Raw genomic sequence first — 14,223 nt, forward strand, 5'->3', positions numbered from 1 at the left:
ACCCCCACCGTTTTTTTTTACCCATGCCCGATTTTTTCAACATCCATTCCATCTTCTTTACGCTATGGGACTATCCTATGAGTTACCTCGAATTTTTCGGGGCATTGTCGGGTGCCGTAGCTACCTGGCTGGCGGCTAAAGCCAACGTATGGAGCTGGCCAATTGGTGCGGCCAGTGTGCTGCTCTTTTTCTTCCTCTTTTACCAGATTCAGCTTTACCCCGACATGTTTTTGCAGGTGTTCTTCTTTATTACTAACCTGCAGGGCTGGTGGCGCTGGACCCACCCCAAAGCTCAGGAAGCTGATAGCCGCAATGAGCTCCGCATCACCCGACTACTGGGCAAACCACTTGTTCTGACATTGCTGGGGGGACTAGTGGCTACGGCTATATTAGGCACCTTCGCGCAGAATCTGCATATCTGGTTTCCGGTGCTGTTCAGTCAGCCGAGCGCGTTTCCGTATCTGGATTCATTCACCACAGTCATGAGCATCATTGGCACGTTCATGATGATTCAGAAAAAGCTGGAGTGCTGGTGGGTGTGGCTGCTGGTCGATATCATCAGCACGTACATGTATTTTACGAAGGGAGTAAAGCTAGTGGGCGTCGAGTACGCTGTTTTCTGCCTGATTGCGTTTCAGGGAGCCTGGCACTGGTGGCGCGAATACCGAAGCTATTCGGTCGGGCAAACATTGACTTAACGATAGTCTGTAGCTTGGACGATCATGTCCGGGTACTCATTAAGTTTATTTGACCGTCCAGGCTATAGCCACACAATGACAATTAATCAGAGGCATATTCCAACGAATATTAATCAGCCGGGGTCTGGTGTATAAAAAAGCAGCTAACCCCTTATGAAACAGGTCCTACTTCTTTTTATCACTCTCTTAGCGCTCTCCTGTACGAAATCGGATAGCGGGTTATCACCAAATAGGCTGTTAAGTACCTGGCAGTTGATCAGCTATTGTAAACCGACCAGTAGTTCGACTTGTACACTAGTTACGGTTCCCTCCAATAAAGGTGTGTTTATAAGCTTCGATCAAACTGGTCAGTTCAACGAGTCGTATCAAAACACGAAGCCAGTCGAGCACTGTTTTCTGGGATGTGGCGGTGGCAATTTCACAACCGAAGGAGATAGCTTACGAATTAGGGCCGTTTGTATGTCGTCGTTGAGCGGGCGGTTGATAAAAGTAGTTTCCCTGACCAATAGCCAGTTAATTCTTAATCCATTTGGCACAGGTGAGTATGTATTTAACAGGCGGTAGTCATCTGCCACCTAATTGCACATGAACCAAGCATGTCTATCAAATTTGTACGTTTTTTAGATGGCCAAGTATAAAACAATAGGTAATAATTATAATAATATTAAGAATATTAGACGTTAACCTACTGATAACTACAATATTACTAATTTTGTATTATAACTTTGTATTGAAAACCAAACAGTGAACCTCTATGGCAGTTGCCAAACAATTCCTCAAAAGCAAGCCCCTTGCGAAAGTTACATTTGAGTTGTCGGCCGAAGCCGTCAACGGTGCAAAAACGGTCGCTCTGGCCGGTGAATTCAATGGCTGGGATGCCCAGGCCCTGAAAAAGCAGAAAGATGGTTCTTACAAAACGACGGTAGAACTGCCCGTTGGTGGCGAATATCAATTCCGTTATGTTTTGGATGGTACAACATGGACAAATGATTCGACCGCCGACAAATATGTTCCGAGCGGTGTTTCATACGACGAGAACTCGGTTGTTGTTCTTTAACAAAGACATTTAATAAAAAAGGGAATCAGGCTATATAGGCTGATTCCCTTTTTTTGTAGTACCGAGCGTCGGCCCGGCGACCGGGCCGACGCTCGGTACTACAAACTACACCGTAAAGCTATCCGACTCGACGTAGGCTTTTACCAGCGCGATTTCGCCTTCTTTACCTTTCTGCGACTTGCCGTGTTCCATGCCGAAGATGAACTCCTTGCCCTCGGCTTTCTGCTTCTGGTAGATGTGTTTAAAGATGTTCTTGTAGTTGATTTCGCCTGTTGTTGGCTCGTTACGACCGGGGTTATCACCAATCTGGAAATAGCCAATTTCGCTCCAGCACCAGTTGATGTGCGGAATAACGTGTCCTTCGTTCTTCTGCATGTGGTAGATATCGAACAGAATCTTGCAGGACGGGCTATTAACGGCCCGGCAGATTTCGTAGGTCTGATCCGACGTCCGAAGGAACAGGTTTGGTGAATCGCTGAGGGGTTCAAGGACCATCGTTAATCCGGCAGGAGCCAGAATATCGGCACCCCGGCGCAGCGCATCGATAACGTGCCCGGTTTGAATACCAATCGGCAGATTCCGCTCGAAATCGCCCGGTACCACGGTTGTAAACTTCGTATTGCAACGCTTGGCTGTTTCAACAGCTTTGCGGCACCCATTCAGGAAGATATCAACGTACTCCTGCTTGCCAGCGGCCAGCGTGTTCTGCGAGTTACCGCCTTTGTCGAGCACGAACACACCCATTGTCATACCCAGACGGGCCATCTCCTCGCCTATTTTGGTTTGCATGGCGGGTTCACGGCTCATCATGCCGTTATCTTCCAGCGCTGTAAAGCCCAGATCGGCCATGAACTTGAGCTGATCGATCAGGTCCTTGCCCGCGCTGTTTTCAAACATGCCGAAGTGCGGGGCATATTTCAGCTTAAAATTGTTCTTGGCCAGAAAAGCAGGTTGCGAATGCCAGTTCCCGGCTACTGATTCGGTCGTTACGGTGGCACCTGTCAGGCCCAGGCCAGCTGCGCCTAAGCCGGCCGCGCCAAAGGTTGATTTTACAAAATTGCGTCGTTGCATATGGAGGATTGTCTGGACTCCGGTCCTATTTCTTTTTCAAACTGGCTAAATATTCTACTAAATCGACTAAGTCTTTAGTGCTCATGGCTTCCTGCAAACCGGACGGCATCATAGAGTTTTCGATCTGCTTCATCGAAACGACGTCGGCCATTTTGTAATTCTGCACTACGCCCCCCGGGAACTTCATTTGCAGATCGGTTTCCGTTTTGCTGGATATGATGCCCGTCATGGCACTACCATCTTTAAACTTCACTTCCCAGCCCTCATAGCCGAAGCTAATACCGGCGTCGGGGTGCAGAATGGCCAGATATTGCCCTTCTTTCGGCAGCTTGGAACCAATCTCCGACAGCTTCGGACCAAAGTCCATGCCTTCCCCATTCACCTGGTGGCAGATGTTACAGTTGTTTTTGAACACCGACACGCCACGGGCTGCATCGCCATTCATGGCTAACAGTTCAGGGATGGCAGGCAGTTTTTTACCTTCGGCACTCTGTCCACCATCGAGGAAGCTAGCGGCTTGCTGCCGGATGCTCTTGCGCCAGTCGTTACTAACGCCTTGCACCGCAGACTTTTTGAACTCACCTTTAATATCACCGGACTTCAGGAGAGCCACCACCATATCGGCTCCTTCTGAGCTACCACCCAGCGAGCGGGTTGCCTCCCGACGCAACACTGCCGGATATTTGTCGGCCAGGGCGACCGTTTTCAGGATGTCGATAGACTCTTTGTTCCCTACCCGGCGCAAGGCCACCAGCATATTGGCAGCAGCATCGGCGTCATTGCCGTTAATGACATCCCAGGCCATCGAAGCGCCTTTTTGCTTGAGTAATTGCCGGACAGCATCACGGCCCATGCCATCACTCGCCTTCTGAACAGCTAACTGCTTCAGGCGTGCATTCTCGGTTGTGGGTTCATAGCGGCTTACCAGATCGATGTATTCAGGCGTGCCGTACACGTCGTTCATCACCTTGTTAAGGGCGGTTGTCGCCACCGGGGAGTTTTTCACAAAAGCCGGATCAAGGTGACGCAGGGCTAGTTTCGTTACATCGGTCGAGTTACTGTTCGCCTGTAAAATGCCGAGCAGCGCGTTCGATTTTTCCATAGAGCTAGGGTTGAAATCAAACGCCCTGAAATAACGCAACCGCTGGCTCACATCCACCGATTGATCACCCGCCAGTTTCGCCAGCATTGGGATGGATTCTTTGGTGCGGGCACGCCAGACAATGTCACGACCACCGGCATTGGCGAGGGGATCGTTGTTCATCTGTTTTACCCAGGCCGTATAATACGTATCCCAGCTGCCGTCGGCACCGATACCGAGGGCTTCCAGATACCAGCGGTCTTTGCCATCGTACTGACTGGCCAATTGCGCCCACAACGCGGGGGCTTCGGGCGACTGCGGTCCGGTAGCCTGGTTTTTCCGCAAGGCAATAGCGCACTCCCGCCGAACCTGTGGCTCTGGGTCGTTTACCAACTGTTTGATATACGGAGTAATATCACCTTTCAGCTCACGACCGGCCCGAAGCGCGGTGATGCGCAGATCGGAATTATCACTTTTCAGCGCCGTTTCAATATATTTCTGGCCTTTGTCGAGCTTGCTAAGCAACCATAACGCACGCGCCTGCATGCGTGGGTTAGCCGATGTTTTATAAAGTTTAGCCAGCGCCTTTTCCGCCTTCTTATCCATACTGCGAAGTGCCTGCCAGCCCGCATACCGGATAGACATGTTCGGGCTTTGAAGCGCTTCGATGGCACCGTCGACGGTTGTTACGTCTACTTTCGGAATTTTGTAAGGTGAATTAGGTGGTGCCACGCGATAGACACGTCCGCGACTTTGGTCACCCGCCTGGTGTCCGCCCACGCCGGGATCGTACCAGTCGGCAATGATGAGCGAACCATCGGGAGCCACGCAAACGTCGGCGGGGCGGAACCACTGATCACGGGCGCCCTCCAGTACGTTTACGATTTCGGCTTTGTAACCCGCACCATCTTTCTGAACCGGATACGACCGTACCACATTTGGGCCTGCATCGCAGTGGATCATCTGATTTCGAAACACTTCGGGCAGTAGATTGCCTTCATACACAATCATACCCGTTGGCGAACCGGCGCCCGTTTGAAGCAGGTTAGGCATAGCACCGGGGTCATTGAGGTGCCAGTGACGCCGGGGAATTTCGGGTTCTATGTTTTCCCGATTCGCCTGCCAGCCTGCGCCGGTCAGTTCGTCGGTATAGCCATAGTTACCGTATTCCATGACGTAGTTGATACGAACGCCCTTATTACCGTCGTCGTCGTTGTCCGACTGCCAGAGAGTGCCGTAGGAGTCAACCGCCACTTCGTAGTTGTTCCGGAAGTTTTGGCCCAGCAGCTCAACATTTTTCCCGTCGGGGTCGCAACGAAAAACCATCCCCTGCTTGAAATTCTGTTTGTCGATGGGCTTGCCCGTAGCGATGTCGATAACGGGTTTGCCGTCTTTATCCAGCAGTTGCTCACCAGCATTCCCGAAGTTGAAATACCACTTGCCATCTGGCCCGAACACAAAGGTATGCATGCCGTGGTCGTGCTGTTCGCCACCGATGCCGGTGAAGAGCAGTTCTTTTTTATCGGCTTTATCGTCGCCGTTTTCATCGGTCAGCACCCACACGTTCGGGCTGTCGGACACAATGACTTTGTTGCCCTGCACCCAGATACCGAGGGGTGATTCGATGCTTGGGTCCTGGTAAAACACTTTGGAAACATCGGCTTTACCGTCGCCGTTGGTGTCTTCCAGAATAACGATGCGGTCTCCTTCTTTACGCGTTGGGTTGCCGTTGATAGCGGGCCGGTAGTTGTAGGCTTCGCAAACCCAAACCCGCCCCCGTGCATCGACATCAATGTCGGTGGGGTTGGTCAGCATGGGTTCGGCGGCAAAGAGTGTTGCCTCCAGACCCGGCGCTACGTTCAGACTACCGACGGCGTATTTAGGGTCGTGCTTGTCGTCGTCAGGTAATTGGGCGAATAGGCTTGTCAGGTAGGGGTTAGAGGCCCCGTTCAGATTTTTGTTCTGATAAGCCCCAATAAATACGCTACCAACCACCACCCCGGCAGCCGACAGAGCAATCAGCCGACGTGAGAAGGCCGAGCGTTTTGAGGATAAGAAATTGTTCATACGAGTAGCCTGCAAGTAGTAAGAAGTAGCCTATGAATGATAAAGCTACGTGCTGGTTTACAAAAAAGAAATTAGGGCGTATTTATACCCATTATCTGCCATTATTTCCAATAGCTAATCAAAGTAAGTGAACAGAAATTATTTTTTTGTAACACCAAACTGACAGCTGCTTTATCCTTACACTTAACTGCTTATGCTTACGAAAATTCTGTATACGCTTTTACTGGGTGGTGTCTACGGTTATATCGCCAGTCGGTTGCTCGACAGCCACAGGTTGGCAAGCCGTCTATACGGAAATCAGCAAAACTAACGTACTCTTTCTTTATCTGATCGAAGCGGGATCGTGTAAAACCATGTTGTAGGAGGGCTGCTTTCCTACTTCATACTGCACTTCCCAGGCACCAAAAGGATCTTTCGGCTGGTCAGTTAATGACTGATTCCGTATACTGGCGGGCACCTTTTCCAGTATACTCGCCCGATACGAAGCCGAATAGTCTAATAAAGGAGTAAAACTGGCCGAATAGCGAATCAAAATTGTGTAGCCGTCCAGTTGAGTGATAAAGGCAGGTATTGCTTTTTGGACGACATCCAAGCGGCCGGTAGCTTGCATAACCCATCGGTACTCATCTTTGGTCGAACCATTCTGTAAATCCCGAACGATCAGCACCGTTTTATCTCTAGCCGCCCCAGAGCGTAATTCCATCAATTTTATATAGCTGCGCATTCCGTTAAGCAGTACAGCGTCTTTAAATGCTACTTGCGAGGAGGAGTCAGAAGGTTGTTGAGCTACGCATGGACAAGCCGCCCAGAAAAGTAAAAATGCCAATTTGGTTACCATAAATCGAAGCCTTTTGCATTTGAAAAAAGTGCTTTCCCCAGGCAATTTGTATAACTACACTTATGGTAGTCAATTAATCAAGGATTTGAGATTAGTGAGCTTTAGCTCGCCGAGCAGAAATTTGATCAAAAATTATCGCTCGGTTTTTAGCCATCGTGCTATATTTTGGCTTATAACTTGCAGGCTTAATTCATCATGATTATAATAGATGTCGCCTTTCGTACTCTTGATCAACAAAAAAGGCCGTGATTTTTTATTGACAAAGAGCCAGATCGTTCGTCCGTCTTTTGTCTTGAAGCGTCCTTTTGCATAGTCACCTGCTGCAAAACCATTTGCTTTATAAGCGATTAGAGGAAGTTGATCAACCAACCCTTGTTGGTAAATCTCCGGCTTGTTCAACGTAAACCCGTAGGAACCCGTGATTTCCAATGTTTGCCCGTTCAGTTTCAGCTCACTGCTCTTGTAATCGCTTAAGCTACTGATCAGCAGTACGGTAATGACAATAACCAATATGCTGCCTCCTAAGTAAACCCCTGACTTTTGCTGAATCGATCCTTTCTGAATCGATGTTCCCTTAATCAGAAAATACAAATAGGCGCCTAGTGGATAAACAGTCATGAATAAGCTAGCCCAATTGTTATTTATCAGACTGAGCAACCAGACTCCCCCTATTAAAGAAAAAGCCAGAACAAGATGAAATCGCTTGAAAAACTTTAAGTAAGAGTCAATATCTATGGCTTGCCGATCCTGCTCGGCAATGGTATTATAACCAGCCAGAATATACTGAGCATTACTTTTTGTAACGATAAAACCTATTGCACCGAAGACGAGAGACAAAATTGTAGCGGTAATTAGCATGGCTGATTAATGATTAATTAAACAGGTACTTATCTGAAAACTGCTGTGTAAGTAAATGTTATGTCAGGTGTTACCTGTAAAAGCGCTTCAACCGTTCGCCTATCTGGCTAGGGTTCTGCCTGATCAAACCTTGTTGATAGGCCTGCTTCATTAAGGGGTAGTACCGTTTTTGATACTCCGGCTTTGCATGCCAAACAATCAGCCAGGCGATTTGTGTCCCCTGCTCACCATACTTCTGTCGAGTGGGCCAGCCAAATGCATCGACTAGTTTACGAAATAGTACTTGGTTAGCTTGGTCATTGGCAACCATTTTATGGGTAAACAACTGCTGCTTGGAAGCCGAGCGAGAACCATTTTCCAGGCTATCTCGGTATCGTTGATCAATTTGATAAAGTTGCTTGAGCAAAGCGATACGTTGAGTTAGGGAATAGTGCTCGATTTGTAAAGAACTATCTACATCGGCTATCCGACTGGTAATTTCGAGCATCGTCGTCCAACTACCGTCCGGCAATTTATGTTGAGCTTTTAAAGAGAAACTAACCCATACAAGAAGTACTGCTAGTGCACTTAGGTTCTTCATAGTTTGCATAGCCTTTCTGCTATATAATCAAACGTCATGTCGACTGGCTAGATTGGCTCATTCCATCTCTTCTTATCGATAATGTCGGTCAAATGGGTAAAGTCAACTGATTTGATCAGACGATTCTGTCTACACATGCAATCATTAGCGGCAATTCCCAAGCCATCAAAGAACAGGAAGTTTTCCTCCTATTTCATATTCTACTATCTCCGTCAATTTCCGGCGCTCATAAACCAGCTAATGTCTGTTGTATGATCAACCGTTACCGTAATCTGGTGTTAATTTACAGCAAAATATAATCCTTCAACGCTACATAGGTATAAAGAAATAGCCCCCGCTATAACCGGTTTCCGGCACAACGGGGGCTACTTCTTTATACGCTAATTAAATACTCTTGCGCTTCATTTCTTTCACGGCGAAATCGGCCGCGCGGGCGGTGAGGGCCATGTACGTCAATGACGGGTTGACGCAGGAGGCCGATACCATACAGGCACCGTCCGTTACGAAAACGTTCTTGACAGCATGCAACTGGTTGTTGCCGTTCAGCACCGACGTTTTCGGGTCGCGACCCATACGGGCGGTACCCATCTCGTGAATGGCCATACCCAGATACGAACCCCGGTCATACGCTTTGACATTCTTGACGCCCGACGATTCCAGCATTTCTTTGGCGTCGTTCATCATGTCGATCCGCATTTTCTTCTCGTTCTCTTTCAGTTCGGCATCGAATACCACCAGCGGCATACCCCACTTGTCTTTCTCGTTTTTGTCGAGATACATCCGGTTTTCGTAGTAGGGCAGCGTTTCGCCGAAACCGCCCAGGCCCATTGTCCACGGACCGGGTTTGGTGAGTTCGTCTTTGTAGTCGGCACCGAAGCTCATTTCGGCAATGTTGCGCTGCCAGCCCTGACGGCTGCCCCCACCCTGGTAGCCAAAGCCACGGAGGTAGTCGCGCTTGTCGTTGCCAATGTTCCGGTACCGTGGCACGTAAATCCCGTTGGCCCGGCGACCGATGTAGTATTTGTCCAAATCGCCTTCCCAATCGCCCGATGCGCCGATGCGGAAGTGGTGATCCATCAGGTTGTGGCCCAGTTGTTCCGAATCGTTACCCAGCCCGTTTGGGAAACGGTTCGACTTCGAGTTCAGCAACACCGCTGTTGAGCCCAGCGTACTGCCACACACGAAAATGATGCTGGCGTAGTACTCTTTAGGCTGCATGGTCACGGCATCGACGATGCGGACGCCCGTTGCCCGCTTTTTGTTCTCGTCATACATTACTTCCGTCACGACGGAGTCAGGGCGCAGGGTCAGCCGACCGGTTTTGGCGGCTGGCGGCAACGTACACGACTGCGTACTGAAGTAAGCGCCGTAGGGGCAACCCAGCGAACACTTGTTCCGGTACTGGCACGAGGCCCGGCCAACGCCCATCTGCGCCTGAGCGGCTTTCGACAGGTTGGCTACGCGCCCGATGGTCATGGTCCGGCCGGGGAAGTTCTTCTCGATCCGCTTACGTACTTCTTTCTCTACGCAGTACATCTCCATTGGCGGCAGAAACTCGCTATCGGGCAGTTGGGGCAGGTTTAGCTTCTCACCCGAAATACCGGCAAACTTCTCGACATACGAATACCAGGGCGCAACGTCTTTGTAGCGAATGGGCCAGTCGACGGCAATACCTTCGCGGGCGTTGGCACCAAAGTCTATGTCGCTCAGCCGGTACGACTGACGACCCCACATGATGGATTTACCGCCCACGATATTGGGCCGGTACCAGTCGAACCGCTTCACTTCTTTGTAGTTCGAGTCGGTATCCTTCATCCAGTAGTTCTGGGTCATCTCATTGTACGGGTAGTCGCGCGCCAGTTTCGGGTGCGACTCTTTCTGCTCTTCCGTCAGCCGACCGTTGTATTTGGTCTGCCAAGGATCTTTCATGGCATACTCGTAGTCCGTTACGTGATCGAGTTTATGCCCTTTTTCGAGCATCAGCACCCGGAGACCTTTTTCGGTCAGTTCTTTGGCGGCCCAGCCACCCGATATACCCGACCCGATCACAATGGCATCGTACGTCTGGTCTTTTATGGAATCTATATTGAGGTACATGTTTCTTTAAAGGAGTTAGAAGTAAGGAGCGGGAAGTGAGGAGGGCTGACGCGTGCTGTTTGCTGGCAAGATCACCCTGTTCACTGCTTACTCCTTACTCGTGTGTTAAGAGTTAGTATTAGAAGTGAGGAGGGCTGACCGCACCGCAGCTGCGGACGGTCGGCGGACCGGCATATTTTGTGCCGCCGGATGGCTTCTCGCTCCTACATACTTTTTATAACGCCCACGCCTTCTGGCCGGGTTTCATAGGCATACAGCCGTTGAACTGGCCCGGAACAGGCAGGTATTCGAGGGCTTTGGTCGCACCGATTTCGGAGGTAAAATAGCCCGTGGTAGTTAGTTCTTTCATCCGCAGGAAAAACGGCTTGTCTTCTGTCATGGCGTGTTTCACCATGTCAATTTTCTGGGCGTTTTCCAGGGCAGCGAAGCCTTTGCCAAATTTGGTTTTACTGTCGGCATCCAGTTTGGCCAGCCCCGCGTAGAATTTTTCCTGATCGGCTTTAGGGTAACAGTCGCGTATGACGCGGACAATGAATTTTTCAGCACCGGCGGCTTTAGCGCCCGGCGTACTGGTGGTTGGGATGATCACATCGGCTACTTCGGCCAGTAGGGCTTCCTGGTCGGGCGAGACGGCTACGCTTGGACCCGTGTTCGTTACGCGACCCATTGCGCCCGCCAGCGTGGGAGCCGATAGCATAGCCCCCATCATCAAGGCTGCCTGTTGTAAGGCTTCTCTACGTTGCATATGTAAGGTGAGTATTGTTTATTGGTATAAGACCGAGTTAACAAAAATTTCCTCTACTAGTACAAAATTAAAGCCATAAAGCCTGATAGTTAGCTAGCAACAGCTCAGATTATTGTAAATCTGTCTACTTGAAATTATACTTCAGCCGGTCTAACTGACTTAGCTAAAGCCGCATTTTCTATCGATGCATAGAGTCGAAGGCAGGCATTTATGAACACTTTTCCGGAAAGTACCATTTAGTTAGTATCAATGTTAGTTAGTATCAATGGCTTTTAATTAGAAGTTAATGTAATCTTGCAAAGCAACTCCGTCTATTATGGATCTATTTACCCTGATTACATTACTTATTGTTGCCTCAGCCTTACTTGCTTACCTAAATACAAGGTGGCTCAAACTACCAGACGCCATTGGCATTATGGTGCTGTCACTATGTTTTTCGCTGTTGCTAATCGGGATGAACGCCGTTTATCCAGCCAGCCTTACACTGGTTCGGCAGACTGTACGTGAAATCGATTTTGGGAAAGCCCTTTTCGACGTCATGTTGAGCTTCCTGCTTTTTGCGGGGGCCTTTCATACCGATGCAGCCAAATTGCGGGTCGAACGGCGGTCGGTCATGCTATTTGCCTTCGTGGGTGTACTGCTCAGCACGGTGTTGGTTGGCACGGGTGTTTACTATGTCACTAAATTCCTGGGTATAAATTTACCCTTCACCCTGTGTCTTTTATTTGGTGCGCTTATTTCCCCTACCGATCCAATTGCCGTATTAGGCATTCTGGCCAAGTTCAAACTTCCGGAGAGTGTTAAACTTAACATTGTGGGTGAATCGCTCTTTAATGACGGGGTCGGCGTTGTTGTCTTTGCTTCCATTTATCAGATTGTTCGCAATGGTGCCGAGAGTGTAAGTGCTGGAGAAATTATCTGGCTATTCGTCGAAGAAGCTGGTGGGGGCGTCATTTTCGGAATAGCGCTGGGCTATTTGATGTACTGGCTCCTTCGCTCCATCAACCACTACCAAACCGAAGTAATGATTACCGTAGCTGCCGTAATGGGAGGCTACCTGCTGGCCCAGAGCCTGCACATATCGGGCCCATTGGCGATGGTGGTGGCGGGCTTGTTCGTGGGCGATAACAACGCTCGGCAGGATGCCATGAGCCAGACAACGAAGCGATACGTAGACGGCTTCTGGGAATTGATCGACAGTATTCTGAATGCCCTGCTTTTTGTGCTGATCGGTATCGAACTGCTGGTGATCGACTTTCACATTTCGTACTGGACCATCTATCTGGTTGTCATATTAATTGTCCTGCTGTCGCGGTACCTGGCTATCCTGATTCCGTTTACCCTGGCCCGGCGCTGGCTCGACCTCGATTCAAAAGCGCCCCTCATGCTCACTTGGGGCGGCTTGCGAGGTGGGCTTTCGATTGCCATGGCTTTATCGATCGACAACAGCTTACCCCACAAAGACTTTATAGTAAGCATCACCTACGCGGTAGTTCTGTTTTCTGTAATCGGGCAGGGGCTAACGATGGAACGGCTCATCCGACGGCTGTATCCACCCGAAGAACAAGTCTGACTTAGTCGGTTTCCGTCGGGGCAACGGCTTTTGTCAGCGTGACAGGCTGCGCCAGCGTTTCCTTGATAAATCCTTCTTTCAGATGCTCATAGAACGAAACCGGGTCGACCAGCGATGCAGCTCCCTGTGCCATGAGGCCACCGAGGAGCAACTGAAAAATAGCCGAATGTCGATCGGTCATTTCCAGTACAAGAATAGCTGCGGTGAACGGCGACCGGACTACGCCCGTTAGAAAGCTAACCATGCTAACCAGAATAACCAGGTTTGTATCGCTCGGGGTTACGCGGGCCAGTCGGGAGAGAGCGTCGCCAAGGATGGCTCCGGCGCTTAGCGAAGTCGCAAATACGCCCCCGGCGGCTCCACTGCTGTAGCTAAGTGCCATACCGGCAAATCGGACCGGGAAAAGATACCAGAGAGTCAGATGATCGTTCTGAAACAACAACCGGTTGATAATGGGTTTACCCGTTCCAACGGCATCGGTACCCATCAAATACGCCAGAGCCGCCATAACCACGCCAGATCCGGCTACCCAGGCCGCCTGCTGGGGCAGTGTGGTGAACCGTCGTCGGTAAGCGTTTATCCATAATAGCGTTTTGGCAAACACGGCCCCGGCCAGTCCGCAAAACATAGCGACGAGTACGACAATGCCTAAAAACCAGCCCGTCGATGCCGTTACTTTCGGAAATCCCAGATACAAATAAGGCCCCTGTATAGCTTGCGCCGTCATACCCGCAATGATAACGGCTGTAAAAACAGCGGTTCGAAAGCGAGTGATGTGTGTCTGCGTAAGTTCTTCGACGACAAAGACGATTCCCCCCAGGGGCGTGTTGAAGGCAGCCGCCAGCCCAGCCGCTCCACCCGTAACGAGTGCGATCTGGCGCGACAACTGGGGCCAGCCAGCCGGCTGCAGTCGATTAATGGCCCGAAAAATTGCGGCCGAAATCTGAATGGTTGGTCCTTCCCGCCCAATAACCCCGCCACCCGCCAGCAAGACCAGACTGCTCACCATTTTCACCGCTACCACCCGCAAATCCAGCAGATAACCGATACGGCCGTGCGACGCCGGATTGGAAAGTTCAATACCGGCCATCACCTGCGGGATGCCGCTTCCTCTTGCCGCTGGAGCGAGCTTTTTGACCAACAACCAGGCCAGCAGAAATGCAAGGGGCGTAAGCCCAAAAACCAGCAGAGGATGTGCTTCAAGCCAGGTGAAACTAATATCTTCCGCTAAAACGAACAGTTCTTCATAACCGACGGCCACAAGGCCGGTTAGCAACGAAGCGACCCAGAACGGCAAACTTTGCAGAATAACCCGGCGGATACGCTCGGTATACAGCCGTCGGATTATGTGTTGATCGAGCCAGGCCAGCACCTGCGCGTATCTGGAAGGTCTATCGGCCATTCGTCATCAGACTAGTAGTAATAGTTGTACCCACGGGTTTTAACCCATGTATTTTTTACAAGAAAACACGGGTTAAAACCCGTGGGTACAACTTCAAATACCTACTAAACGGTAGAAGTGGCGGTGTGGTTGAAAACTGTTGACATTCTAAGCAAA

General features: G+C 50.1%; 11 protein-coding genes. 3 read left to right on the plus strand and 8 right to left on the minus strand.

The annotated features are described in order from the left end of the window. The first annotated feature begins 23 nt into the window (after nucleotides 1–23). Together pnuC and NT073_RS02670 are read left to right on the plus strand one after the other, a co-directional pair. Nucleotides 24–698: a nicotinamide riboside transporter PnuC gene (pnuC, locus tag NT073_RS02665; protein WP_297368356.1), complete on the plus strand. Its 675-nt coding sequence runs from the start codon at nucleotides 24–26 to the stop codon at nucleotides 696–698. Between the two features lie 754 nt (nucleotides 699–1,452). Then, nucleotides 1,453–1,755: an isoamylase early set domain-containing protein gene (locus NT073_RS02670; protein WP_097129793.1), complete on the plus strand. Its 303-nt coding sequence runs from the start codon at nucleotides 1,453–1,455 to the stop codon at nucleotides 1,753–1,755. 105 nt (nucleotides 1,756–1,860) lie between these two features. Here NT073_RS02670 and NT073_RS02675 read toward each other — a convergent pair whose 3' ends face one another. The 7 genes from NT073_RS02675 to NT073_RS02705 form a co-directional block, all read right to left on the minus strand. Beyond that, a complete protein-coding gene (locus NT073_RS02675) occupies nucleotides 1,861–2,826 on the minus strand; it encodes a TIM barrel protein (RefSeq protein ID WP_297368363.1) in 966 nt (321 codons plus the stop codon). Between the two features lie 25 nt (nucleotides 2,827–2,851). After that, nucleotides 2,852–5,974 carry a PVC-type heme-binding CxxCH protein gene (locus NT073_RS02680; RefSeq protein ID WP_297368366.1) on the minus strand — a complete coding sequence of 1,041 codons (3,123 nt, stop codon included), beginning with the start codon at nucleotides 5,972–5,974 and terminating at the stop codon, nucleotides 2,852–2,854. A 322-nt stretch (nucleotides 5,975–6,296) separates the two neighbouring features. Next, nucleotides 6,297–6,677, minus strand: a complete 381-nt coding sequence (locus NT073_RS02685) for a hypothetical protein (RefSeq protein WP_297368369.1) — start codon at nucleotides 6,675–6,677, stop codon at nucleotides 6,297–6,299. A gap of 267 nt (nucleotides 6,678–6,944) precedes the next feature. After that, on the minus strand, nucleotides 6,945–7,670 hold the full coding sequence (locus NT073_RS02690) for a DUF3784 domain-containing protein (protein ID WP_297368372.1): 726 nt from the start codon (nucleotides 7,668–7,670) through the stop codon (nucleotides 6,945–6,947). A 70-nt stretch (nucleotides 7,671–7,740) separates the two neighbouring features. Next, a complete protein-coding gene (locus tag NT073_RS02695; RefSeq protein ID WP_297368375.1) occupies nucleotides 7,741–8,250 on the minus strand; it encodes a hypothetical protein in 510 nt (169 codons plus the stop codon). 384 nt (nucleotides 8,251–8,634) lie between these two features. Then, nucleotides 8,635–10,347 carry a GMC family oxidoreductase gene (locus NT073_RS02700; RefSeq protein ID WP_297368378.1) on the minus strand — a complete coding sequence of 571 codons (1,713 nt, stop codon included), beginning with the start codon at nucleotides 10,345–10,347 and terminating at the stop codon, nucleotides 8,635–8,637. A 214-nt stretch (nucleotides 10,348–10,561) separates the two neighbouring features. After that, nucleotides 10,562–11,092: a gluconate 2-dehydrogenase subunit 3 family protein gene (locus tag NT073_RS02705; protein WP_297368381.1), complete on the minus strand. Its 531-nt coding sequence runs from the start codon at nucleotides 11,090–11,092 to the stop codon at nucleotides 10,562–10,564. Between the two features lie 316 nt (nucleotides 11,093–11,408). On the opposite strand from NT073_RS02705, the gene NT073_RS02710 reads away from it, so the two are divergent. After that, entirely contained in the window at nucleotides 11,409–12,665 is a 1,257-nt protein-coding gene (locus tag NT073_RS02710) for a sodium:proton antiporter (RefSeq protein ID WP_297368384.1), read from the plus strand. A 1-nt stretch (nucleotide 12,666) separates the two neighbouring features. On the opposite strand, the gene NT073_RS02715 is transcribed toward NT073_RS02710, so the two are convergent. Next, entirely contained in the window at nucleotides 12,667–14,067 is a 1,401-nt protein-coding gene (locus NT073_RS02715; RefSeq protein WP_297368387.1) for a chloride channel protein, read from the minus strand. Nucleotides 14,068–14,223: the final 156 nt, after the last annotated feature.

The organism is Spirosoma sp. (assembly GCF_026391055.1).
GTDB lineage: Bacteria > Bacteroidota > Bacteroidia > Cytophagales > Spirosomataceae > Spirosoma.